The 25,337-nt window shown below is 60.0% G+C and carries 11 protein-coding genes and 2 pseudogenes; 6 read left to right on the top strand and 7 right to left on the bottom strand.

Annotation, left to right across the window (positions count from 1 at the left end; translation table 11 throughout):
- Positions 1–81 precede the first annotated feature (81 nt).
- On the bottom strand, positions 82–1,407 hold the full coding sequence (locus tag KGB18_RS09525) for an ATP-binding protein (RefSeq protein ID WP_123723231.1): 1,326 nt from the start codon (positions 1,405–1,407) through the stop codon (positions 82–84).
- Positions 1,404–2,084, bottom strand: coding sequence for a response regulator (locus tag KGB18_RS09520; RefSeq protein ID WP_038982275.1), 681 nt, complete (start codon positions 2,082–2,084; stop codon positions 1,404–1,406). Before KGB18_RS09520 ends, KGB18_RS09525 begins: the two co-directional genes overlap by 4 nt.
- Before the next feature lie 337 nt (positions 2,085–2,421).
- Here KGB18_RS09520 and KGB18_RS09515 point away from each other — a divergent pair, with 337 nt between their 5' ends.
- The 4 genes from KGB18_RS09515 (at position 2,422) to dsbG (KGB18_RS09500) (ending at position 6,781) form a co-directional block, all read left to right on the top strand.
- On the top strand, positions 2,422–3,108 hold the full coding sequence (locus tag KGB18_RS09515; RefSeq protein WP_223569707.1) for a hypothetical protein: 687 nt from the start codon (positions 2,422–2,424) through the stop codon (positions 3,106–3,108).
- A gap of 327 nt (positions 3,109–3,435) precedes the next feature.
- Positions 3,436–5,172: a protein-disulfide reductase DsbD gene (gene dsbD, locus KGB18_RS09510; RefSeq protein WP_223569706.1), complete on the top strand. Its 1,737-nt coding sequence runs from the start codon at positions 3,436–3,438 to the stop codon at positions 5,170–5,172.
- Positions 5,172–6,038: a TlpA disulfide reductase family protein gene (locus KGB18_RS09505; RefSeq protein ID WP_201062606.1), complete on the top strand. Its 867-nt coding sequence runs from the start codon at positions 5,172–5,174 to the stop codon at positions 6,036–6,038. The genes dsbD and KGB18_RS09505 overlap by 1 nt, the downstream gene beginning before the upstream one ends.
- Positions 6,014–6,781, top strand: a complete 768-nt coding sequence (dsbG, locus tag KGB18_RS09500; RefSeq protein WP_223569705.1) for a thiol:disulfide interchange protein DsbG — start codon at positions 6,014–6,016, stop codon at positions 6,779–6,781. The genes KGB18_RS09505 and dsbG (KGB18_RS09500) overlap by 25 nt, the downstream gene beginning before the upstream one ends.
- Positions 6,782–6,860: 79 nt before the next feature.
- Here dsbG (KGB18_RS09500) and KGB18_RS09495 read toward each other — a convergent pair whose 3' ends face one another.
- A complete protein-coding gene (locus KGB18_RS09495) occupies positions 6,861–7,685 on the bottom strand; it encodes an alpha/beta fold hydrolase (protein ID WP_223569704.1) in 825 nt (274 codons plus the stop codon).
- A 141-nt stretch (positions 7,686–7,826) separates the two neighbouring features.
- Between KGB18_RS09495 and dsbG (KGB18_RS09490) the strand changes: the two are divergent.
- A pseudogene (gene dsbG / locus KGB18_RS09490) lies at positions 7,827–8,168 on the top strand (thiol:disulfide interchange protein DsbG); the annotation flags it as partial.
- A 46-nt stretch (positions 8,169–8,214) separates the two neighbouring features.
- On the opposite strand, the gene KGB18_RS09485 reads toward dsbG (KGB18_RS09490), so the two are convergent.
- The 3 genes and pseudogenes from KGB18_RS09485 to KGB18_RS09475 all read right to left on the bottom strand — a co-directional run bounded on the left by KGB18_RS09485 (position 8,215) and on the right by KGB18_RS09475 (position 23,293).
- Positions 8,215–9,726 (bottom strand): hypothetical protein, encoded by a 1,512-nt coding sequence (locus KGB18_RS09485; protein ID WP_223569703.1) that lies wholly within the window; start codon positions 9,724–9,726, stop codon positions 8,215–8,217.
- Positions 9,727–9,944: 218 nt separating this feature from the next.
- Positions 9,945–10,202, bottom strand: a pseudogene (locus KGB18_RS09480) (alpha/beta fold hydrolase); the annotation flags it as partial.
- Positions 10,203–10,309: 107 nt separating this feature from the next.
- Positions 10,310–23,293, bottom strand: coding sequence for a non-ribosomal peptide synthetase (locus KGB18_RS09475; RefSeq protein ID WP_223569702.1), 12,984 nt, complete (start codon positions 23,291–23,293; stop codon positions 10,310–10,312).
- Between the two features lie 380 nt (positions 23,294–23,673).
- Between KGB18_RS09475 and KGB18_RS09470 the strand changes: the two genes are divergently transcribed.
- Positions 23,674–24,222, top strand: a complete 549-nt coding sequence (locus tag KGB18_RS09470) for an RNA polymerase factor sigma-70 (protein WP_007894994.1) — start codon at positions 23,674–23,676, stop codon at positions 24,220–24,222.
- 98 nt (positions 24,223–24,320) lie between these two features.
- Here the strand turns inward: KGB18_RS09470 and KGB18_RS09465 are convergent, their stop codons facing one another.
- Positions 24,321–25,334 carry a GNAT family N-acetyltransferase gene (locus tag KGB18_RS09465; RefSeq protein ID WP_123723223.1) on the bottom strand — a complete coding sequence of 338 codons (1,014 nt, stop codon included), beginning with the start codon at positions 25,332–25,334 and terminating at the stop codon, positions 24,321–24,323.
- Positions 25,335–25,337: the final 3 nt, after the last annotated feature.

Here is a 25,337-nt window from a genome sequence, read left to right as displayed (position 1 = left end):
TGAGGCCATAACATCCAACATCTATGTTGACTGTTACACTGCCATCGCGGGCAAGCCCGCTCTCACAGGGTTTTGTGTTGGTTAGACCGGTTGCAAAGGCATCGTCAATTCAACCCGCAAGCCATCCGGCCGGCTGTCGAAATGCAGGGTGCAGCCGCAACGCTGGACGATGGCCTGGACAATCGCCAGACCGAGGCCGCAACCGGTGCTCTGGCCGTTGCGCCAGAAGCGTTGGGTCAGGTGTTGCAGGTCATCTTCGGCAATCCCCGGGCCGTGGTCGCGGACCAAAAAACGCACGCGATTGTCGGTGGTTTCCAGGCTCAGCTCCACTGCTCCATCGCCTGGGGTATGGCGCAGGGCGTTGTCGAGCAAGTTGCGCAACGCGGCAATCGACAGCACCGCGGGCATTTGCAGCGGCGCATCGGAGAATGTGGCCGGCAACTGAAACTTGATCCGCTGACGATCACCGCTGGCCGCATCCTGAATCGCCAGTTTCGCCACCTGCTCGGCGCTGCACTGCACGCCATCATCGAACGACAGACTGCCCTCGACGCGCGCCAGCAGCAGCAATTGTTCAAGCGTGCGGTGCAGCCGGTCGGCGCCCTCTTCAGCCCGCGCCAAGGACTGATCCCGGGCACTGCCTTCGGTCATGCGCGCCACTTGCAGATGGGTTTTGATGGCAGTCAGCGGGCTGCGCAACTCGTGCGCGGCGTCACCGGTCAGGCGCCGTTCGCGCTCGATGGTCTTGCCGATGCGCTGAAACAGCTGATTCTGGGTTTCCAGCAGCGGCTGCAACTCGCTGGGCAGTGGCTGGATTTGCAACGGCTCCAGAGAATCGGCACTGCGCCGCATCAGCGCATCGCGCATACGATTGAGCGGTGCTAATCCCTGACCGATGCCGAGCCACAACAGGCACAGGCAGCCGAGCAGCGCCACGCCGACCGGCACCGAGGCCGCCAGCAGAATGGACATGTTCAGCGCTTCGCGCTCGATCTGCCGGTCGGCGGTGGTAATGCGCACATCACCGCGCGCCAAGGTGAAGCTGCGCCAGGGTGCGCCGTCGATCATTTGATCGTGGAAGCCCATTTTTTCGGCTTCCAGAGTTTGTTCGGGGCTGCTGTGACTGCGAGCCAGGATTTCGCCGCGCAACGAACTGACCTGACAGGCCATGCCGCCAGGAATGCTCAGCTGTTCAGCGCTGAAATGGGTCCCCTCGCCCTTGCTCGGCAACGCCGGCAGTTGCTCCAGCAGCCCGGCCACCATCCGCGCCGACGCCACCAGCCGCTGGTCGAGGGAAAACATCATCTGATTGCGCAGATCACTGAGCATCCAGGCGGCGGCCAGGGCCCAGATCAGCGCAAACGCGGCGCCGAGGGTCAGGCTCAGCCGCAAACGCAGGCTCATCACTTCGATTGCTCTCCGCCATCGGCCGGCCCCAGGCGATAGCCCAAGCCACGCACCGTCTCGACAATGCCATTGCCGAGTTTGCGCCGCAGGTGATGGATATGGACGTTAAGGGCGTTACTTTCCAGTTCGTCGTTGAAACCGTAGACGCTGTCCTTCAGTTGCTCGGTGGACAATACCCGACCGCGATTGTGCAGCAAGGCTTGCAACAGCGATTGCTCACGGCGCGACAAATCCACCGATTGGCCGCCGAGCAGGGTTTCGCGGCTGCTCGGGTCGTAGGTCAAACGACCGTGTTCAATCAGATTGACGCTGCGCCCCGCCACTCGTCGTAACAAAGTGTGCAAGCGCGCGGCAAGTTCGCGCAGGTCGAACGGTTTTAGCAAGTAGTCGTCGGCACCGGCTTGCAGGCCGTCGACCCGGTCGGTGACCGAATCCCGCGCGGTGAGGATCAGCACCGGGATTTCCAGGCCATGGTGACGCAACTGCTGCAACAGCTTCAGGCCATCTTCATCGGGCAGGCCGAGATCGAGCACCATGACGTCGAATTCGGCGACCTTGAGCATCGCCCGGGCAGCCGAGGCGGTGGCCACGTGCTCGACCGTCAGGCCCTGAGCGGTGAGGCCGGCGACAATGCCGCTGGCGATCAGCTCGTCGTCTTCGCAAACCAATACGTGCATGGAGGCTCCCTGAGCAAAAATATGAGTCAAACAGGTGAGGATTAAGGCCAAATTATGACGAGTGATACGACAGACGAGAAGCGTATTCGTGATATTTAACCACAGACACAAAGTACCCAATCATTATAAACAACACCTAACAAATATATCCTCATTCAATCCGAAACACATATCTCGGTTTAAACTCGAAACAAACAACCCTGTTAAAACATATTTTAAACCTCAATTTTTTACATTAATCTGGCACCACAAAACGGCAGCACTGGCACACCCAAAACGTTTAAAACACGCTTCCATATGGAAGCACTCTTTAAATCCTTTGAAAGGAATCAAACAAATGACAACCATAAAAAACTTCGTCGCCGTCGACTGGCGCAGTGGGCCCGATCGCATTTATTTCTTCTTCAAGGACACTAACACCTACTCTCGCTTTAACCTTGGAGACAACAGGGTCGAGGAGAATCACCCCACCGCTGTTGACGATCACTGGGATGACTTCGACAAACACGTGAAAGACCTACGCTTTGGATTCAACACCTCGGGCCTTAATTGGAAGCAGGTTAACGAAGGCGATATAACCTGGTTTTTCTACTACGAAGGCAATACACCGATGGTATGCAAGTACCAACAATCGAGTGACAAGGTTGTTTTCAAAAAGCCCATTTCACAAACGGAGTGGGGAGTATTGCTACCTTATTTCGACCGAATCGTCGGTGTTATGTGGAATGAAAATGCGGACTCCAAGCACACTTTCTGGATACTGCTGAACGACGGAAACTATATCATCTATAGTCCATGGTCAGAAATACTGAGGGTCTATCCCCTCAAAAACTCTGCGTGGCAGAAACTGGAGCAATACAAAGACCGCATGATTACCGCTGTATTGAATGACCACCCCCTACTCAAAACTTATTTTTACATCTTCCTGACCGATAATGAATACCTGAGGTATGACGTTCAATCTGGAATACAAGGCCCAATCTCTGTCAATGAAGACTCGTGGCCGGGTTTGATTCAAGACTAACTAATCGCCCACAGATAAAACAGGCACGATCATTAATAAACGAATCGTGCCTTGTGCGTGATGAAACCACCGCCAAGACAGCCAACGGGCCATCACTATTTCGACGAAAACCAAACAACCCGACAATTGTAAAGAACCGCTTGGTAAAAGGTGCATTCAGGGTCAATGACGCCACCCGGCTCCTATTGATACGCGACCGAGGACTCATGTAACCGGTGGACTGAAATAGGATATCGCTTCCTCGATGTCCACGTAAGGCGCGGTTAATCATCGGTTAATCGCCGCCCGCCACTGTGCTCCTCACTTGCACAGGGATAAGGCTTACCCATGCGTCGACTGTTTTTATTATTTGTCCTCTTGATCTCGGGTGTGGCCCAGGCTGGAACGAATCCGTTCGAGACCAAACCCGAGTTTCTTCAGGTAGAAAAGGCGTTCATCTTCACCTCCGAACGCCTTGAAACCGGGGAAACCCAGCTCTATTGGCAAATTGCCGACAATTATTATCTGTATCAGAAGCGCCTGAAATTCGACGGTCTGGCCCCGGAGCAAGTGCCGGTTCTGCCCGAGGGCGAGTCCCACAGCGACGAGTTCTTCGGCGAACAGCAGGTCTATCGCCAGGGCCTGGAACTGAAGATTCCGGCCGGAGCCACTGGTCAGATCAAAGTAGGCTTCCAGGGCTGCGCCGATGCCGGTTTGTGTTATCCGCCGCAGACTCAAGTGGTCGACCTTGGCGCAAGTAACGTCCTTACCGCCTTTAATGAAGAAGCGCCCGACCAGGCTCTGGCCAGCGGCCTTCAGCAACGGGCGTTGGGCTGGAGCCTGCTGGTGTTCTTCGGCTTGGGGCTGCTGTTGGCGTTCACGCCTTGTTCGTTGCCGATGCTGCCGATTCTGGCGGGTTTGATCGTTGGCAGCGGTGCCACGCCCAAACGCGGTTTTGCCCTGGCCGGCAGTTACGTGACCAGCATGGCGTTGGTGTATGCGGCGATGGGCGTTCTGGCTGCGCTGCTTGGCGCGAACCTTCAAGCCCTGCTGCAGAATCCATGGCTGTTGGGCAGCTTTGCGGCGGTGTTCGTATTGCTGGCCTTGCCGATGTTCGGTTTCTTTGAGCTGCAGTTGCCGGTAGCCGTGCGAGATCGGCTGGAGCATGTTTCGCGCAATCAGCGCGGTGGCAGCCTGATCGGTGCCGGTGTACTCGGGGCTTTGTCCGGCCTGCTGGTCGGTCCGTGCATGACCGCACCGCTGGCGGGGGCCTTACTTTATATCGCGCAGAGCGGCAATGCGCTGCACGGCGGGCTGATTCTGTTCGCCATGGGTATCGGCATTGGCGTGCCGCTATTGCTGCTGGTGACTGTCGGCAATCGTTTCCTGCCCAAACCGGGTGCGTGGATGAACCTGCTCAAGGGTGTATTTGGCTTTCTATTCCTCGCCACGGCACTGCTGATGCTGCGGCCGGTGCTGGCTGAATCATTGTGGCTCGGTCTGTGTGGCGCCTTGTTGCTGATCGCCGCCTACAGCGCCTGGAAGCAGTCGCAAGGATTTGGCCGAGTTGCCCACCTGTTCGGCGCCAGTTCACTGCTGTTGGGACTTTGGGGCAGCCTGTTGGTGGTGGGTGCGGCGGGTGGCAGTGACGATCCGTATCAGCCGTTGCAGGTGTACAGCGCCGACCGTACTGGCGCTGCCGCGCCGAGCGCGCATGAGGCATTCACCACGGTCAGGGAGCCCGCTGTACTGCAACGCGAACTCGATGCGGCCAAAGCTCAGGGTCAATGGGTGCTGCTGGACTACTACGCCGACTGGTGTGTGTCGTGCAAAGTCATGGAAAAACAGGTCTTCAGCAAACCGCAGGTCCTGGAAGCGCTCAGCGATGTGCGCTTGCTACGGCTGGACGTCACCGCCGACAATGCCGCCAGCCGCGAACTGCTCGGCCGTTATAAAGTGCCGGGGCCGCCAAGCCTGTTGTGGATCGGCCCTAATGGTGAAGAGCGTCGCAGCCAGCGCATCACCGGTGAGGTCGATGCCGGCACCTTCCTGCAACGCTGGACCACCACCCGAGACGCTCGTTAATGCTGACTTTTACCCTCGGCACCTTTGCCATCGCGCTTAATCACCTGCTGCTGATCAGTGCCCTGGCGCTGGCGACCTTTGTCGGCTGGCGGGTGGCCAAGCGCGGTGGCGAGAACCCGGAGTCGGTGCTGTTCAGCCTGTTCCTGCTGGGCATGCTGGCGGCCCGGGTCGGTTTCGTGATCGCCTACTGGGCGCAGTATCGCAACGATCCGTGGCAGATCATCGACCTGCGCGACGGTGGTTTTCTCGCCTGGCCAGGGGTGGTCGTGCTGTTGCTCGCCGCCTTGTATCGAGGCTGGCGTCGCCCGGCCCTGCGTCGCCCGTTGGGCTTTGGCGTGGCCAGTGGTCTGGCGTTCTGGTTGCTGGCGACGTTCTCCCTGAGTATTTACGAACAAGGCACGCGCCTGCCGCAGATCACCCTGCGCAATGCCGCCGGCCAAACCATACAGCTCAGCGACTACCAGGGCGGGCCGCTGGTCATCAATCTTTGGGCCACCTGGTGCCCGCCGTGCCGCCGGGAAATGCCGGTGCTGGAAAACGCCCAGCAACAGCGTCCGGACCTGACCTTCCTGTTCGTCAATCAGACCGAAAGCATGCAGAGCGTCAGCACCTTCCTCGAAACCCAGGGCCTGAGCCTGACTAACGTGCTGTTCGATGGCAGCGGTCGATTGAGTCAGGCCGTGGGTTCCATGGCATTGCCGACTACGCTGTTCTATAGCCCCGACGGGCACCTGCTGGGCAGCCATCTGGGCGAACTCTCTGAAGCCAGCCTGGCCCGCGCCCTGGAAAACTTCGACACCCCGAACCCGGCCACCTCGGCCACGCCTTCAAGGAAATTGCCATGCTCCGCCTCCGCCACCTGCTGACGTTAACCCTGGGTGCCGCCTTGCTGCACCTGCCGTCGGTACAGGCCGAAGAATTGCCTGAAGCGATCAAGAAGATCGAAGCCAAGGGCGCCAAAATTGTCGGCACCTTCGACGCGCCCGACGGCCTGCGCGGTTACGCGGCGCAGTACCAGAACCGTGGCATGGCGCTGTACCTGACCCCGGACGGCAAACATGTATTGCTAGGCAATTTGTACGACGCCGAAGGCAATGACCTGAGCAGCGCGCCGTTGCAAAAACTGGTCTACGCGCCAATGGCCAAGGAAGTCTGGGGCAAGATGGAAGCGAGCAACTGGATCGGTGACGGCAACAAGGACGCACCGCGCATCGTCTATCTGTTCAGCGACCCGAATTGCCCGTACTGCAACATGTTCTGGGAACAGGCGCGGCCGTGGGTCAAGGCCGGCAAGGTGCAGTTGCGGCACATCATGGTCGGCATCATTCGCGAAGACAGCCCGGGCAAATCCGCCGCGCTGCTGGCCGCCAAGGACCCGCAAAAAGCGTTGGCAGACCACGAGAAATCCGGCAAGGACAGTTCGCTCAAAGCCCTGAAAGATGTGCCGCCGGCCATTCAGGCGAAACTCGCGGCGAACATGCAGTTGATGGAAGACCTGGAACTGGCCGCCACCCCGGCGATTTTCTACATGGACGACAAGGGTCAGCTGCAACAGCAGCAAGGCGCGCCGACGCCAGAGAAGTTGGTGAAGATTCTCGGGCCCAAATAGCAAGATCAAAAGATCGCAGCCTTCGGCAGCTCCTACACCGATCTCATGTAGGAGCTGCCGAAGGCTGCGATCTTTTTTATCACGCGCTACATGAATTTCTGTCGGCCAGAAACTTCAGCAGCACCTCGGTAACGAATGCCGGATTCTCCAGATTGGAGATATGCCCCGCCTCCGGCACCAGCACATACGGGCAACCGATCAACTCGGCCATTTCTTTGGTTTCCGACGGCGGCCGCGGTTTGTCCTGATCGCCGCACATCAACAGCGTGGTTTCAGGGTTCAGTTCACCCAGACGCGGCAGCAAATCATCACGACCAAAGGTAATCCGCCCCATCGGCACGATGCTTTGACGCAGGCGGTCAGCCGGCTGCGCAGCCAATTTGGCGCGAAAATCCTGATACAGCGCCGATTGCGGATCGATGCCCGGACGGAAGAAGATCGGCACAATAATGTCGAGCAGTTGCGACGAGATCACACCCGTGTCTTCGATCTGCTTGAACAGCGAGAAATAGTATTGGCGGGTCGGTTCCGGTTCGACGCCAACATAGGTGTCCATCAGCACCAGACCGTTGAGCCGCTGCGGTGCTGACAGAGCCAGTCGAACACCCCACATGCCACCCACCGAAAGACCGACCAGCGTGACGCAATCGATGTCCAGGTGATCGAGCAATGCCAGTGCCTGGCGCGCCACGTCATCCAGCGACGTCATGCATTCGGGTATCCGCCCGGATTCGCCATGGCCCCACAGGTCCAGGGCGATGACCCGATAGTGCTGCGACAACGCCGCAATCTGTGGTGCCCACATGGCTTGGTCCCACAGGTAACTGCCGGCCAGCAGTACCGCAGGGCCTGTGCCTTGATCTATGTAGTGAAGCGCTTGTCCATCAACCGTTACGAAGGGCATTGACTGTCTCCCTGGTGAAATCGGATCCATAAAAAAAGCACAGGAAGACTGAGCCGGTGGGGGCCGGCAGTCAACCGGATTGAAGATCAAAAGATCGCAGGCTTCGCCAGCTCCTACATGGGCTCGGTGTACACCCGCACGACGCGACCGTGGGTCAAGGCCGGCAAGGTGAAGTTGCGGCACATCATGGTCGGCATCATTCGCGAAGACAGCCCGGGCAAATCCGCCGCGCTGCTGGCCGCCAAGGACCCGCAAAAAGCGTTGGCAGACCACGAGAAATCCGGCAAGGACAGCTCGCTCAACGCGCTGAAAGACGTGCCGCCGGCCATTCAGGCAAAACTCGCGGCGAACATGCAACTGATGGAAGACCCGGAACTGACCGCCACTCCAGCGATTTTCCACATGGACGACAAGGACCAGTTGCAACAACAGCAAGGTGCGTCGTCGCCGGATAAGTTGGTGAATATTCTGGGGCCTAAGTAACACAGAGCCCGCGTGCAAACGCGGGCTCTTGTGTACATATTGAAGATCAACCGCACATAGTGAAGAAGTCTAGAAAGCTATAGTCCTGAACAATGACTTCCATACGCGATATGCGGTGTCCGGAGGGCGCCGTAAAATCGACCCAGTGGTGTAGGGGTTCACCTTGCTTACTCCCGACAAAGTGCTGTGTACCCAACGAGAGATTGTTTGCACCGTAATAGGTGATTTCACCAGGGCGATGGTGGTGGGTCCATGCGAAGTTGAGTCGTTCATACTCGGATCTAAAATCAACACGCAAACGTTGTGGTGGCACTTGATGATCCGCGTTGATACACATCGCTAGAGCCGGCCCTTCCAACATTCCTTGGGTGCTGGAAAAAGTCTTAATCCCCGCCGTACCGGCACCCTCCAACAGGGTAATGGTCATGGTCTCAATCTCAATACTTTTCCCGGTAGTAATTAATTGGTTCGGTTGTCCATCAAAACATTCCCTATGTTCAAAGCGTCGCCGCTGCACCATCACCCGGGTTACTGGCGAGGGTCGCAAAATGCCGTCGCGCAGGACGCTGCAGTCAACGACGACAGTCGTGCCTGCACAGGCCTCGACCGTGTCGGCGGAAATGGGCACGCGAATCGACCCGGAATCCGAACCCGGGTAGCTCGCCAGTTCTGGTGTTCCCTCATCCGGCGTGCCTTTCCAGTGAGGAGTGACTACGTCGCTGGATTTCATGCCCTCATACGCCAAGATTATCGCGGTACCATCAGTTTCATTTGGATCGAGAACCCCTGCCGAGGCACCCTCGACCATTGGCGCCTGCAAGTCGGTATCCGACACGCGCAGCAGGTGGGTGGTGCGGGGCAGTTCGTGAGCGGTGGTCAGATCGGAACTGCCGTCGAAAGTGACGAAGGTCTTGAGCGTCAGCGCAGACTTCTCGTCGAGCCCATTGAGCCAGTGGCGAGGAATGCTTAAGTCCAGACCATTGCTGACCTGCTCTTCGGTGACTTCAAAAGCGGTGATCAGTACGTGGGTTACATGAGTTGGATAACCTCGTTGCCCGACGGCGCTCATCCAAACCCTTTGCCCCAACGCAATAAAAACAAAGGGAGCCAGCTGCACCCGACCATCCCCACTGAATCGACGCAGGTCCAGAAACTCTGTCCCCTCCTCCACGCACACATCAGGCATCCGCGGGGCCGGTAGATCGGCGGGGGCGATGTGTTCGATCGTCAAATGAAGTTTGAGGGACGTCATCGTCTGATCACCGAGACTTGCCTCGTACCGAAGCGTTACTGTCTTGCCGACGCAGGCTCCAATGATCTCGTTAGGAATCACAAATTCGATAGCTGTTTCAGAACCTTGCAATTGAAGGGTAAAAATCTGGACGCTGTGAGAGTTATCCAAAAAAAAGCGGATAACGTGATCACGGGTATTTCCATCAAAAAAAATTCTTACCTTGGCGCCATCCAGTGCGTTGACTGGAGCCAGTGTGGAATTGTGCGAAGCATCTACAACGATGGGAACCGGTAGTTCGATGTCGTTGGGTTTCTGATTGGACATGGAAGACCTCCTGTCAGGGAATAAACTTGATTGTTCGATTAGAACAAGGCTATTAAGGCTGCTGACAAAAGGATTGCGCTACTGTCAAAGTTGATAGTTTTGAGCAATAAAATCCAAATACTCGACCAACGGCTCAGGCACTGAGTTGGGGGATCATCGCCGGTGGCAGCTTACAAGGAACTCCCCCCTACGTACGGCCACAGGCAATGACCTGTTATTCAGGCATTACACAGTTGCCTCTCAGCCAGGAAGGCCCACAGTGCCTCGGTAAAGAATGCCGGGTTCTCCAGATTGGAGATATGCCCCGCTTCCGGCCACCAACACATACGGGTAGCCGATCAACTCGGCCATCTCTTTGGTTTCCGACGGCGGCCGTGGTTTGTCCTGATCGCCGCACATCGGCACGATCTTTCACGCAGACAGTCGGCCGGCAGCGTAATTAGTGTCGCGCGGAAATCCTGATACAGCGCCGACTGAGCCGCATGGGTCCGACAGTTAACCGGGTTGAAGTGTAAAAGATCGCAGGCTTCGCCAGCTTCGGCGTACACCTGTAGGAGCTGCCGCAGGCTGCGATCTTTTGACTTTAAAGCCCCTCCAACTCCGCCATCAGGTCTTTCAACCGATCCACCTTCTCCTCGGTAATGTCGCTCGCCGCCAATCCGTCGATGTACTCGGCCAGCTCGGCCACCGTGCTGCACTCGAACATCGCCCGCAGCGGCACGTTGCGTTGCAGGGCTTTTTGCACCCGCGAGGCGATCTGTGTGGCCAGCAGCGAATGCCCGCCGAGTTCGAAGAAGTTGTCATGCACGCCGACCTTCTCGACCTTCAACACCTCGGCCCAAATATCCGCCAGGGTCTGTTCCTGCTCATTGCGCGGCGCCTGATAGTCCTGGCTCTGCAACTGGCCGATTTCCAGTACCGGCAAGGCCTTGCGATCGAGTTTGCCGTTGGCGTTGAGCGGCAGCTTGTCGAGCCACAACCAGTGCAGCGGCACCATGTATTCCGGCAATTCTGCGCGCAGACGTTGCTTGATACGCTCCAGTCGTTCGTTCGGATTCAGCGACGAATCCGCTGCAACCAGATAGCCGACCAAATGCTTGCCGTTGACGCCTTCCTGCACACCGACCGCTGCATCGCGAACTTCCGGTTGCTCGTGCAGACGGGCCTCGATTTCACCCAGTTCGATGCGGTAACCGCGGATCTTCACTTGATGGTCGATACGCCCGACGTATTCCAGCACGCCGTCACTGCGACGTCGGGCCAGGTCGCCGGTGCGATACAAGCGATCCCCCGGTGCGCCGAACGGGTTCGGCACAAACACCTGAGCGGTACGCAACGGATCGCTCACATAGCCGCGCCCCACACCGGTACCAGCCACACACAACTCCCCCACCGCCCCCAACGGCACCAGTTCCAGCGCGCCATCGAGCAAGTACAAACGGTTGTTGTCGGTCGGCGTGCCAATCGGCAGATAACTGCCGCGCGTCGAAGCCAGGTCGACGCGGAAGAACGCCACATCGTCCGAGCATTCCGCCGGGCCATAGGCGTTCACCAAGCCAATTTCCGGGTAACGCAGCAACCATTGATGCGCCAGTTCCGGCGGCATTGCTTCACCGGTCGGCAGCATCCAGCGCAGACCGTCGAGACTCATGCGGTCCTGGGCGAGCATGCCCTGAATCAACGATGGCACGCTTTCCAGCACGGTGATGCCGTGGCTCTGAACATGGGCCAGCAAGCCTTGTGGATCGTGGGCGATGCTGTTCGGCACAATGTCCACCCGAGCGCCGAACAGCGGTGCCGCGAGGAATTGCCAGACCGAAATATCGAAGCTTTGCGAAGCGGTCTGAGCGATCACATCGGCGGCGCTCAATTTCAGGTACGGCACCTTGCTCAACTGGTTATTGAGCATGCCGCGCTGCTCCACCATCACGCCCTTCGGCAGACCGGTGGAACCCGAGGTGTAAATCACGTAGGCAAGATTATCAGGGCCGCTGTAAATACCCGGATTGGCCACCGAAACATCACTCGCCTGCACCTCTTCCCAGACCAGCAATCGAGGTCGGTTGGCACAACCAAACTCTTCCAGCAGCGCGACGGCTTGTTCATGACACGCCTGAGTACAAACCAGCAACGGCGTGCGGCTCAGGTCGATGATCCGGCTCAGACGCTGACTCGGCAGGCCCGGGTCCAGCGGCAAGTAACCGGCACCGGCCTTGAAGCTGCCGATGATCATGCCCAGCAGATCGAGGTTACGTTCGGCGAGCAGCGCCACCGGTTGATCCAGGCCGACGCCGGCCGCAATCAGCGCATGGCCGAGACGGTTGCCGCGCTGGTTCAGCTCAACGTAGCTGTGCTGCTGATCCAGGCAACTGGCGGCAACTCGCTGTGGATGCTCGGCAACCTGCGCTTCGAACAATGAGACATAGCTCTGCTCCAGCGGATACTCGTGTTGGCTCTGGTTGCAGCCATGAATCAGAAAGTCCTGCTCTTCGTTGCCCAGCAGCGGCAGATCGGCCATGTCGCCATGGAAGCCTTCGACCAGCGCCAGCAACAGGCGCTTGAATTCGCCGAGCATGCGCTCGACCGTGGATTCGTCGAAATATCGCTGGTCGTAGGACAGGTGCAAGCCCAGGTCATCGCCCGGATAACACACCGCCGTCAACGGGAAGTTGGTGTGGGTGCGGCCCGAATCCGAGGTGGCGTTAAGGCTTTGCGCACGGTCCAGCACCGAGACTTCCACCGGCGCGTTTTCGAACACGAACAGGCTGTCGAACAGCGGCTGGCCTTTGGGCAGTTCGCTGTTTTCCTGGATGCTCACCAGCGGCAAGTATTCGTACTCGCGCAGTTGCATGTTGCTGTCGAGCAAACCGCTGAGCCACTGACGAACGCTGCAACGCTGATCGTCTTCGGGCATTTTCACCCGCAGGGCGATGCTGTTGATGAACAGCCCGACCGTGCGTTGCATCTCCGGCATTTCCACCGGGCGCCCAGCGACCGTGACACCGAACAGCACGTCGCGATCACCGCTCAAGCGACGCAGCACCAGCGCCCATGCTGCCTGGGCGAAGGTGTTGATGGTCAGCTGATGGGCCTGAGCCAGTTCGCGCAATTGCGCACCATCGTGGGCATCGAGTCGGGTATAGCGGTCGCCGACGATCATGCCGCCGCTGTCGCCGACATGTTCACGCAGGAACGGCCGGTCGCTCGGAATCGGCGTGGTGCGCTCGAAACCTTGCAGGTTCTGCTGCCACCACTGCCGCGCTTCGGCCAGGCTCTGGCGTTGCAGCCAGCCGATGTAATCACGATAGCGCGGCGGCACAGCCAGTTGCGCTTCGCGGCCTTCGCCGAGGGCGGTGTAGATCTCGAAGAAATCGTTCATCAGCAGCGAACGGCACCAGGCATCGATGAGGATGTGGTGGTTGCTCATCATGAACCAGTAACGCGCCGCGCCCACACGGATCAAGCGCAGGTGGAACGGTGCCTGATTGAGCAGATCGAACCCGGCCTCACGCTCGCTTTTCAGCAGCGCCTGCAACTTCGGCTCTTGCTCGGTTTCGGCAACCGCGCTCCAGTCCAGATATTCGATCGGCGTGCTGCCCGGTTTGTGGATCACTTGCAGCATGTCTTCGCCGACATTCCAGCAGAACGAGGCGCGCAAGGCTTCATGTCGGGCGATCACCGCTTGCCAGGCCTGAGCGAAACGTTGCGGGTCGAGCTCGCTGTTGATGCGGTAACGGTCCTGCATGTAGTAGAGGCCGGTGCCCGGTTCGAGCAAGGTGTGCAGCAGCATGCCTTCCTGCATCGGGGTCAGCGGGTAAACGTCTTCGATCATCGCCGCTGGCACTGGCAATGCGTCGAGTTGCGGCTGAGTCAGTCGGGCCAACGGGAAGTCCGACGGCGTCAGCCCGCCCGCGTGGTCGCTCAGGCAATGCTGGATCAGGCTTTGCAATTCGCCCAGATACGCCTCTGCCAGTTTGGTGATGGTTTGCAGATCGTGGCGTTCGGCGCTGAAGGTCCAGCGCAGCACCAACTCACCGCCATACACCTGGCTGTCGACGCTGAGCTCGTTAGGCAGCGGAGCGTGTGGATCATGGGCCGCGCCGACCGGTTCATCGAGCGGACGGAACAGCGCATCGCTGCCGAAACTCTGGTCGAACTGCCCCAGGTAATTGAAAGTGATCGGCGCCACGGGCAAAGCAGCCATGGTCTGACGGCACACACCATCGGCCAGGTAACGCAGCACGCCATAACCCAAACCTTTGTGAGGCACCGCGCGCAGTTGCTCCTTGATCGCTTTGATCGACGCACCCTGTTCACTCATGGGTGTGAGGCGCAGTGGATAGGCGCTGGTGAACCAGCCCACGGAGCGGGTCAGGTCGATCTCGTCGAACAGGGTTTCGCGACCGTGGCCTTCGAGTTGAATCAACGCCGATTCGTGACCGCTCCAGCGGCACACCACAAGGGCCAATGCGGTCAGCAACAGGTCATTGACCTGAGTGCGATAGGCCGTCGGCGCCTGTTGCAGCAGTTGGCGGGTACGCTCGCTGTCGAGGCGCACGCTGACGGTTTGCGCGTGACGATTTTGCTGACCACCCTGCGGACGATCACAGGGCAATTCAGCGCTTGGGCCGGCCAGTTGCGTCTGCCACCAGCTCAATTCTTCACGCAGGGATTCGCTGCCGGCGTAAGCCTGCAACCGTGCGGCCCAGTCCTTGAAGCCGCTGGTTTTTGCCGGCAGTTTTGCCGACTGCCGGGACTCGAGTTGACGATAAACCGTTTGCAGATCGTCCAGCAGCACCCGCCACGACACCCCGTCCACCACTAGGTGGTGAATGGCGATGAACAGCCGTTGTTGCCCCTCAGGATCATCGACAAGCAGCGCCCGCATCAGCGGCCCTTGCTCAAGGTCGAGGCTGCGTTGGGCATCGGCGAACAGCGCCACGCATTTGTCCATGGCCGGCACGTGCACCTGCCACAGCACGGCGGCGTCGGAAACCGCCTGATGCTCGGCCTGCCAATGGCCGGCGACTTCGGTAAAGCGCAGGCGCAAGGCGTCGTGCTGTTCGATCACCGCCAGCAGCGCTTGCTCCAGACGATGTGGATCGAGCGCTACGGTCGGCTCCAGCAGCAACGCCTGGTTCCAGTGTTGACGCTGCGGGATTTCAGTGTCGAAGAACCAGTGCTGAATCGGCGTCAAACGCGACTCACCGCTCAGCAAACCTTGCTCGGCCATGACCTGCTCGGTGCGGGTCGCGACGGCGGCCAGCGTCTGCACGGTCTGGTGCTGGAACAGATCACGCGGGCTGAAGTGGATGCCCTGCTGCCGCGCACGGCTGACCACCTGGATCGACAGAATCGAATCGCCGCCCAGTTCAAAGAAGTTGTCGTTGAGGCCGACCTGCTGGACGTTCAGCACTTCGCACCAGATCCCGGCTAGGGTCAGCTCAAATTCGTTGCTCGGCGCCACGTACTGCTGTCGATTCAACTCCGGGTCCGGTGCCGGCAGTGCGCGACGGTCGAGCTTGCCGTTGGCGGTCAGAGGCATGCTGGCCAGCAGGATCAAGTGCATCGGCACCATGTAATCCGGCAACTGCGATTTGAGGTGCGCCTTCAACGCTTCGCGCAATGCAGTTTGTTGCGCTTCATCCTGTTCGGCCACGCTGGTGACCAGATAGCCGACCAATTGCTTGCCGCTCGGGGCGTCGAGGGCCAGTACCACCGCTTCACGCACGAATTCGTGTTCCAGCAAACGGGTTTCGATCTCGCCCAATTCGATGCGGAAACCACGAATCTTCACTTGATGGTCAATCCGGCCGAGGTACTCAACCAGACCATCGGCGCGCTGACGGACAAGGTCGCCGGTGCGATACAGACGCCCGCCGTTCGCTGCAAAAGGATCGGCGACAAACCGTTCTGCAGTCATGCCCGGACGCTGGTGATACCCCTGCGCCAGACCGGCACCGCCGACATACAACTCGCCCGTCGCGCCTTGTGGCACCAGCGCCAGATCGGCGTCGAGGATGTAAGCGACGCGAGCGCCAATCACGCTGCCGATCGGCACGCTGCCCAGCCCTTCCTCCAGTTGCTCGGGTGCCAGACTGGCAAGCGGCATGACCACGGTTTCAGTCGGGCCGTAGGCGTTGAAAAACACGCTCGGTTTGAACACCGCGCGAATCCGTTGCAGGTGTTCGCCGGTCAGGGCCTCGCCGCCAGTAATGCACATGCGCACCGGCAGGGTTTCGCCCTGGGTCGCCAGCCATTGCGCCAACTGGCTGCCGTAGCTTGGGGTGAAACCAAGAATGTTGATGTTATGACGGCGAATCAGCCCGCAGATTTCTTGCGCATCCCACTGGCCTTGAGCACGCAGGACAACCTGCGCACCGCTCAACAGCGGCACCAGCAGACGTTCGGTCGCGGCATCGAAGTTAATCGAATAGAAGTGCAACTCGCAGTCGTCCGGGCGCATGCCGAAGCGCTCGATCACTGCACGGCAATGCATGGCGATTTCACCGTGGGACACCACCACGCCTTTCGGTTTGCCGGTGGAGCCCGAAGTGTAAATCAGATACGCCTGATGCTGCGGCAGGCTGATAAACGGCAGATCGCTGGCCGGATAGTTGACCAGTGCAGCGGCGTCGTCTTCCAGGCACCAGCGGCCGACGTTGGCCGGTAGTTCACCGAGCGCCGCGAACATCGCTGCATCGCTGAGCAGCAAACCGAGGCCGCTGTCTTCGATCATGTAGTGCAAGCGGTCCAGCGGGTATTCCGGGTCCAGCGGCACATAGGCGCCGCCAGCCTTGAGGACCGCCAGCAGGCCGATGACCATCTCCAGTGAACGCGCAAGCATAAGGCCAACCCGCACCTGCGGCCCGACACCGCGCTCGCGCAGCATCCAGGCCAGACGATTGGCGCGGCTGTCGAGCTCGGCGTAGCTCAAGGTTTGCCCGGCGAACGTCAGGGCCGGCGCGTCCTTGCGCACCAGCGCCTGTTCGCTGAACAGGTGATGGATGCATTGATCGAGACGATGCTCGCCCGGCTCAATGCCGAGGCTGTCGAGCAGGTTTTGCTGTTCAGTGGCTTCCAGCAACGGCAGTTCGCTGAGGCGCTGTTGCGGATCGGCGAGCAACGCTTCCAGCAGATTGCGCCAGTGCCCGGCCATGCGCGCAATGCGCGGTTCATCGAACAAATCGGTGCTGTAAGTCAGGCAGCAACCGAGGCGATGGTCGAGGTCGGTGACTTCCAGGTTGAGGTCAAACTTGGTCGCTCGCGCATCGTTGGCCAGGTACTCGACAGTCATCCCGGCCAGGGTGCGGCTCTGCTGGAATTCCCAGCGCTGCACGTTGCACATCACCTGGAACAGCGGGTTGTAAGCCGCACTGCGGGTTGGTTGCAAGGCTTCCACCAGATGATCGAACGGCAGGTCCTGATGGGACTGGCCTTCGATCACCGTGTGGCGAACCTGCTCGAACAACTCGCCGACAGACATCTGCCCGTCGAGCTGGCAACGCAGCACTTGAGTGTTGAGGAACGCGCCAATCAGCCCTTCGCTTTCAGGGCGAATGCGGTTGGCCACCGGCGCACCAATGCGCAGATCGGTCTGGCCGCTGTAGCGGTAAAGCAGCACCGCCAGCGCGGCCGTCATGGTCATGAACAGAGTCAGACCGTTGTAGGCATTGAAGGCACGAACCCGCGCCGCGAGGTCATCGCTGAGGTCGAAGCGGAACAGTTCGCCCTGATGGCTTTGCACCGGCGGACGCGGACGATCGGCGGGCAATTCCAGCAGCGGATGTTCGCGGCCCAGTTGCGCGGTCCAGTAAGCGAGTTGGCGCTGACGTTCGCCGGACTCCAGCCACTGACGCTGCCACACGCTGTAATCCAGATACTGCACCGGCAGCGGCTGAAGCGGCGATTCGCGGTCATCGACGAAAGCTTCGTAGAGCGCGCTCAATTCCCGGGCAAAAATGTCCATCGCCCAGCCTTCGGTGACGATGTGATGCAGGGTCAGGACGAAGTAATGCTCCTGCTCGGCGGTCTTGACCAGGCAAGCACGCAGTAGCGGCCCGGTTTCCAGATCGAATGGCTTATGGGCTTCGTCATTGGCCAGTTGTTGTACCCGTTGCTCACGGGTGTCGACCGCCAGCGCGGAAAAATCCTTCCAGTCCATGCGCAGGCGGGTGTCTGGATGAACCTGTTGGCGGGCCACGCCGTCGATGCTCGGGAAGGTCGTACGCAGGGTTTCGTGACGAATGATCAGCGCTTGCAATGCCGCTTCGAAACGCCCGACATCCAGCACGCCGCGCAACCGCGCCATGCCGCCGACGTTGTACGCCGGGCTGTCCGGTTCCATCTGCCAGAGGAACCACATGCGTTGCTGGGAATAGGAGAGTGGCACCGGCTGGTTGCGGTCGACCTTCTCGATCGGCGGTTGCTTGTTGGTTTTGCCGCTGGCCTGGATCAAGCGAACCTGCTCGGCAAAAGCGCCCAGCTCACTGGCCTCGAACAGCGCCCTTAGCGGCAACTCGACGTCGCAGGCCTGGCGGGTGCGGGAAATGATCTGCGTGGCCAGCAGCGAGTGGCCGCCGAGGGCGAAGAAGTCATCGCGCAGGCCGATCTGTGTTTGGCCCAGCACTTCACGCCAGATGCCGGCGATTTGTTGCTCAAGAGCAGTGACCGGTTCGACGTGTTCGCGAACTTGCCATTGAGGCTCCGGCAAGGCGCGGCGGTCGAGTTTGCCGCTCGGGCTCAGGGGCATTTCATCCAGACGCATGAGTTGCGCCGGGACCATGTATTCCGGCAGCTCAGCGGCCAGCGCGGTTTTCAGGCGCGTGGTTTGAGCCTCAATAGCTTCAGCGGAATCGGTAGAGGTGTAGTAACCGATCAACTGCCCGCCCGCCGCCGTTTCGCGCACCAGCACCACCGCTTGGGCGACTCCGGTCTGCGCCAACAGACGCGCTTCGATTTCTTCCGGCTCGACACGAAAACCACGCAGTTTGACTTGCTGATCGAGACGACCGAGGTATTCGATCACGCCGTCGGCGGTCCAGCGGGCACGGTCGCCGGTGCGGTACAGACGTGCGCCCTGCTCGCCCAGCGGATCGACCACAAAGCGTTCCGCGGTCAAGCCTGGACGACCAAGGTAACCTCGGGCCAATCCGATACCGCTGATACACAGTTCGCCCGGCACACCGGTCGGTACCGGATTGAGGTCGCTGTCGAGTACTCGGCAGAGGACGTTGCTCAATGGCCGGCCAATCGGTGAGCGCTCTCCATCAGCCATTGTGCAGTGCCAATGGGTGACGTTGATTGCCGTTTCGGTCGGGCCGTAGCGGTTGTGCAGTTGCACCGCCGGCAGGTGCGCCAGCACTCGGTTGCGCAGTTCGGCGGGCAAGGCTTCGCCGCCGGAGAACAGCCGGCGCAGGCTGGTGCATTCGGCGCTGAGCGGTTCGTCGATGAACAACGCTAGCAACGGCGGTACGAAGTGCAGTGTGGTCACGCCGAATTGCTCGACCAGTTGCGCGATGCGGTGCGAATCGCGGTGTTCGCCGGGGCCGGCGAGCAGCAGGCGGCACCCGGTGATCAGCGGCCAGAAGCATTCCCACACCGACACGTCGAAACTGATCGGCGCTTTTTGCATCAGCACATCGGTCTGGTCCAGGCGGTAAGTGGCTTGCATCCATTGCAGCCGTTCAGCGAGGGCCGCGTGAGTGTTGCCAACGCCCTTCGGCTGACCGGTGGAGCCGGAGGTATAAATCACGTAGGCCAGGTTGTCGCCGTGCAGATGCAGACCCGGCGCATGACTTGGCCAGTTCTCCAGATGCAGGGCGTCCATGGCGATCACGCTGACGCCATCGGTGGCCGGCAAGCGGTCGAGCAATTCGGTTTGGGTCAGCAACAGTTCGACGCCACTGTCGCTGAGCATGTAGGCCAGGCGTTCAGCCGGGTAGTCCGGGTCCAGCGGCACATAAGCGCCGCCAGCCTTGATGATCGCCAGCAAGCCGATCAGCAACTGCGGCGAGCGCTCGGCGGCGATGGCCACGCACACGTCCGGGCCGACGCCTTTGTCGCGCAGGTAATGTGCCAGGCGGTTGGCCTGGGTATGCAGTTCGGCAAAACCCATGCCGCCGCCGTCCCACAGCAGCGCGGTGCGCTCCGGGGTCTGGCGCGCTTGTTCGTTGAGCAACTCAGGCAGCCATTGATTGGCGGGTGTACACGATGCGGCGCCCCAGGCGGATTGCTGATCGTGCTCACTCGACGTCAGCAGTTGCAGGTCGCCGATAGCGGTTTTTGGCTGCTCGCAAATGGCTCGCAGCAGGTTGGCGAAATGCTCGGCCAGTCGCTCGATAGTCGCCACGTCAAACAACTCGCGGGCATAGTCGAACGACAGGCTCAGGCGACCATTGCGGTCTTCTTCGCTGTGCAGTTGCAGATCGAACTTGGCTTCGCGACTGTGCCACGGCAGCTCTTCGGCGAGCAGTCCCGGCAAGCGACGCAGCGCAGTGAGATCCCGTTGCTGGTGGTTGAACATCACCTGGAACAAGCCCTGCTCGCGGGCCTGCGGGAAAGCTTCGAGCAGTTGCTCGAACGGTAGATCCTGATGCGCTTGCGCACCCAATGCGGCTTGACGGGTTTGCGCCAGCAACTCAACGAATGGCAGTCGCAAATCCACCTCGGCGCGCAGCACCTGGGTGTTGATGAAGAAACCGATCAGCCCTTGGGTTTCCAGACGCGGACGGTTGGCATTCGGCACGCCGATGCGGATGTCGCGTTGACCGCTGTAGCGATGCAACAGACTCTGGAATGCCGCGAGCAACAGCATGAACGGCGTCGACTCATGGGCCTGGGCGGTCTGGCGAATGGCCTCGCTCAGACTCGTGTCCAAACGCAGCGTATGGCGGGCGGCGCTGTGAATGTGTTGCGCCGAACGTGGATGATCAGTGGCCAGGTTCAGGGTCGGATGATCAACGCCCAACTGTTCTTTCCAGTAGGCGAGTTGACGCTCGCCCTCCCCTTGCGCCAACCACTGGCGCTGCCAACTGCCGTAGTCGGCGTATTGCGTCGGCAACGCTGGAAGGCTGGCGCTCTGGCCTTGAGAAGCGGCCGCGTACAGCCGCGAGAATTCGTCGATCAGCACGTTCATCGACCAACCGTCGGCGATGATGTGGTGCATCGTCACCAGCAATTGATGGTCCTCATCGCCGAGGCGCACCAGGGTCACCCACAGCAGCGGGCCTTTTTCCAGATCGAACCGGGTGCGGGCTTCGTCCTCGCGGATCTGCTGCGCGCGGGCTTCACGCTCGGCGGCTGGCAGGTCGCTGATGTCGATCACTTGCAGGTTGAATTCGCCGGCAGCAATGACCTGTTGCAGGGCTACGCCGTCACGCTCGAAAAACCGTGTGCGCAGGGATTCATGACGCTCGATCAGTTGCTGGAAACTGGCGCGCAAGGCGTCTTCGTCCAGTTCGCCGCGCAGGCGCAAGGCACCGGGAATGTTATAGGCGCTGCTCTGCGGGTCGAGTTGCCAGGTGATCCACAAACGGTTTTGCGCCAGGGATTGCGGCATGGCTTCGCTGCGCGACAAGGGCATGATCGCGCCTTGGGCCACGCCGCCATGCTGTTGTTGCCGGGCGACCGCGGCAGCGAATGCGCCGAGGGTTGGCGCTTCGAACAACAGGCGCAGATTCAGCTCCAGCCCCAGCTTTTCACGCAGGCGTGCGACTACTTGAGTGGCGGCGATGGAGTTGCCGCCGAGCAGGAAGAAGTGATCGTCGGCGTTGACCTGCTTGACCTGCAATTGCTCACACCAGATCTGGCCAATCAGGGTTTGCAGCTCTGAGCCGGTGTTGGTTTCAAACGCGTTTGCGACGTCTGCCGACGGGAATAGCGCATAGCTGTCGAGGCTGCCATCGACCAGGCGATTGCGGCACGCCGAGCGCTGCAACTTGCCACTGGACGTCTTCGGCAACGCCCCCGGATTGAGCAATACCACCACACTCGGTGCTTCCTGATACGCCTCGGCCACCGCTTGACGGATGGCTTTTATCAGCGCCTCGGGCGGCAGGATTTTCTGCACGCTGCGGCTGATTTCCGCGGCGATGCCAATGCCTTCCTGCCCCTCGATGTTGACCGCGAATGCGGCCACGCGACCTTTGCGCACCACCTCCACTTCACGCTCGATGGTCTGCTCGATGTCCTGCGGATAAAGGTTGTGACCGCGAACGATCAGCATGTCTTTCAGGCGCCCGGTGATGAACAATTCCCCGTCACGCAAAAAGCCCAGGTCGCCGGTGCGCAGCCAGGTGCGGCCAGCGTGCTGGACGAAAGTCTTGGCCGTGGCTTCGGGGTTGCGCCAGTAGCCATGGGCGATGCTCGGCCCGGCAGCCCAGACCTCACCGACCGCGTTGTCGGCGAGTTCTTCGAGCGATACGGCATCGACAATCAGCACTGCGTGATCCGGCTGGCTGATGCCGCAACTCATGATCGGACTGCCATCGCCCGGCTCGGCTCGGTTCTGCGCCAAGGCCTGATCATCCACGCGCAATGCCGGGATGCCCTGACCGCGCGGGCTGCCGGCAACGAACAGCGTGGCTTCCGCGAGGCCGTAAGAGGCCATGAAGCTGTCCGAGGTAAAGCCACACGCAGCGAACTTCTCGGCGAAGCGTTCCAGGGTGTCGAGGCGAATCGGTTCGGAACCGGAATACGCCACGCGCCAGCCACTCAGGTCGAGGCGTTCCAGCGCCGATTCGCTGACCCGTTCGCTGCACAGTCGATAGGCGAAGTCCGGCCCGCCGCTGATGGTGCCGCCGTATTCGCTGATCGCCTCCAGCCAGCGCAATGGTCGGCCGAGGAAGTACGCCGGCGACATCAACACACAGGGCACGCCGCTGAAAATCGGCTGCAACAGGCCGCCGATCAGGCCCATGTCGTGGTACAGCGGCAGCCAGCTGACGATCACGTCGTCGGGGTTCAGATCGATGCCGAAGCCATGACGAATCAGCAGTTCGTTGGCCACCAGGTTGCCGTGACTGACTTGCACACCTTTAGGCAACGCCGTGGAGCCGGAGGTGTATTGCAGGAAGGCGATGTGGTCGCCGTGCAAGTCCGGCGCGACCCAGCGTTCGGCCAAGGCGCTGTCAAGGGTGTCGACACACAGCAGCGGCGGCGCCTCGTTGATTTGCAGCAACGCGTCGCGCAGGTCGGCGCTGGTCAACAGCAATCGCGGTTCGGCATCGCTAATGATCGACAGCAGACGTTCCTGGTGATGACGACGGGTCGATTCAGGCGGATAGGCCGGCACTGCAATTACACCTGCGTACAGACAGCCAAAAAACGCCGCGACGTAATCCGGGCCGCTGGGAAACAGCAGCACTGCGCGATCACCGAACGAAGCCTCGGCTTGCAACGCGCCGGCAATGGTTCGCGCCCGTTGATCGAGCTCACGATAACTGAGCACCACAGCCTGATCCTGGGTTTCGGCGAGAAAACGCAAGGCCACCCGGTCCGGCGTCAGGGCCGCGCGGCGCTGAAGGGCTTGGACCAGTGTGCTAGGGAGTTCGAACGCGTCGGTCATGAGGTTTCCTGCCTGAATTCGGCTTGCAAGTGGAATCGGTTTTCGTACGTCACGCCCGTTCATGGACATGCAGGACGCGGTCTTCGCCGACCGCGCAAGGCTTGGGAATGCTGGTTTGGCCGGAGCTTGCGCCCGCAGCCATTCACCAATGAGAACGGATGAGGTCTTGAAATAATTAGTCTCAAGGCTAGGGCGCCAGCAGGCTTGAGGTCGGTAGGTGAGTCAGCGTGTCGCAGTTCTCACTCTGCTCTTATGCGGAGCATTAATTCTCTTTCTCAATTGACAATCATTATCATTCAACCTAATTTGTCGCTCGATGTGTAGGACGACGCCGATCCCCCTGTCGTCCCACGACCCTATTTGCAGCAAGGTGATTTCCAATGACGGAACAAGTATCCACAAGCAGGTGCGATTCACCTCTACTTCAGGCCTTCGTCGACAACCGACTGATTCTGGTCAAGATTGCCGCCCGCATCACCGGTTGCCGATCACGCGCCGAAGACGTGGTTCAGGATGCGTTCTTCCGGCTGCAATCGGCGCCGCAGATCACATCGTCAATCAAGGCTCAGCTCAGTTACCTGTTCCAGATCGTGCGCAACCTGGCGATCGATCATTACCGCAAGCAGGCGCTGGAGCAGAAGTATTCGGGCCCGGAAGAGGAAGGTCTGAACGTGGTGATTCAGGGCGCTTCGCCGGAAACCTCGCACATGAATTTCTCGACCCTGGAAAACATCGCCGATGCGCTGACGGAGCTGCCCAGCCGCACCCGTTACGCCTTCGAGATGTACCGCCTGCACGGCGTGCCGCAAAAAGACATCGCCAAGGAACTCGGCGTCTCGCCAACCCTGGTGAACTTCATGATTCGTGATGCGCTGGTGCATTGCCGCAAGGTGTCGGGCAATCGTGCGGATACCTTTGCTCGTCGCTGAGACCGTATCCAGTCGATAGAAAAGATCGCAGCCTTCGGCAGCTCCTACAGGGTTCACGCAATCCCATGTAGGAGCTGCCGAAGGCTGCGATCTTTTTTTCAGGCCAGATTGCACCGATCAAAAAACCGCTCACGCCCCAGCATCATCAACGCCGCGCGCTTGTGCGGGAAGTCGAACTCTTTTTCGCAGTGGAAACACTGATTGTGCATATGCCCGATCATCTTCGCGTTGTCGGCGCGAGGCTCGGCGACCACCCGTTGAGTGCGTGGATCGTCGAGAAACAGGTAATGCACCAGCGCCGATAGCCAGCTCGCCACCTTGTGCGGGCCGCGGTGATGTTCTTCGCCCACCAGCATGTGAATGCCACGGTCGTAATCGCCGGCATCATAGAACGGCGCAATGCGATCTTCCTTGGCCCAATAGGCTTCGAAATACGCGAACGGCTGATCATCGAAACAACCGATCAGCGTCAAGGTGTGCGGGTCGGCTTCGAGCTTGCTCAGGTATTCGCGATGCTTCTCGAGACTGCCCTCCTCCTGCCAGAAACTCGCCACCCGCGGGCTGTTCTGCCAGCGGTTGAAACGCGCCAGGTCATGCTCGATTTCTACCGTGCGCAGGGAGACCCACGCACCGAGCCGCGCATCGAAGCGTCGATACACCTCACCACGGGGTTTCACTGCACGCAATGGATGGCGCTTGCCGCCGCTGATGACCATTTGCTGCGGATAGCTGCCGGTGCGCGACTCCCCCAGCCAAGGCTGGGGCAGCTGCCAGAACAGCGTGCGTTCGCAGCGATACTGGCCGGTGACGTCGGTCGCAATCAGCAACCCGCTGAGCAAGGCTTCGGTGGGCACGTCATCGAGGTGCCAGGTCAGACGCTGACAAGCCGCGTCACGGGCAAACAGCCAATAGCAGGCCGCCCAGAAAGCCTGACCGTCAGGGCGACCGAAGCGCTCCTCCAGCCGTAGATGCAACTCCGGCTCGCGGGTCAGCCGCAGTTCAATCAACGGCTGCCCTTGCAGGCTGAGGCTCAGGCGGCGGGCGGTTTCATCGGCTACAAGACAGTTGCCTGACGGCAAGGCCAGGGTGATCAGGTCATTCAGATTGGACATGGA

The organism is Pseudomonas sp. BF-R-26 (assembly GCF_019947395.1).
Lineage (GTDB): Bacteria > Pseudomonadota > Gammaproteobacteria > Pseudomonadales > Pseudomonadaceae > Aquipseudomonas > Aquipseudomonas farris.
The sequence above is the reverse complement of the archived record's forward strand: the minus strand, read 5'-3'. Positions and strand labels throughout refer to the sequence as shown.

What these genes read in the sequence shown, in the direction of transcription:
- KGB18_RS09465 (WP_123723223.1), bottom strand. Translation starts at nt 25,334, where the DNA reads ATGTCCAATCTGAATGACCTGATCACCCTGGCCTTGCCGTCAGGCAAC.
- KGB18_RS09520 (WP_038982275.1), bottom strand. Translation starts at nt 2,084, where the DNA reads ATGCACGTATTGGTTTGCGAAGACGACGAGCTGATCGCCAGCGGCATT.
- KGB18_RS09495 (WP_223569704.1), bottom strand. Translation starts at nt 7,685, where the DNA reads ATGCCCTTCGTAACGGTTGATGGACAAGCGCTTCACTACATAGATCAA.
- KGB18_RS09475 (WP_223569702.1), bottom strand. Translation starts at nt 23,293, where the DNA reads ATGACCGACGCGTTCGAACTCCCTAGCACACTGGTCCAAGCCCTTCAG.
- KGB18_RS09485 (WP_223569703.1), bottom strand. Translation starts at nt 9,726, where the DNA reads ATGTCCAATCAGAAACCCAACGACATCGAACTACCGGTTCCCATCGTT.
- KGB18_RS09505 (WP_201062606.1), top strand. Translation starts at nt 5,172, where the DNA reads ATGCTGACTTTTACCCTCGGCACCTTTGCCATCGCGCTTAATCACCTG.
- dsbG (WP_223569705.1), top strand. Translation starts at nt 6,014, where the DNA reads ATGCTCCGCCTCCGCCACCTGCTGACGTTAACCCTGGGTGCCGCCTTG.
- KGB18_RS09470 (WP_007894994.1), top strand. Translation starts at nt 23,674, where the DNA reads ATGACGGAACAAGTATCCACAAGCAGGTGCGATTCACCTCTACTTCAG.
- dsbD (WP_223569706.1), top strand. Translation starts at nt 3,436, where the DNA reads ATGCGTCGACTGTTTTTATTATTTGTCCTCTTGATCTCGGGTGTGGCC.
- KGB18_RS09515 (WP_223569707.1), top strand. Translation starts at nt 2,422, where the DNA reads ATGACAACCATAAAAAACTTCGTCGCCGTCGACTGGCGCAGTGGGCCC.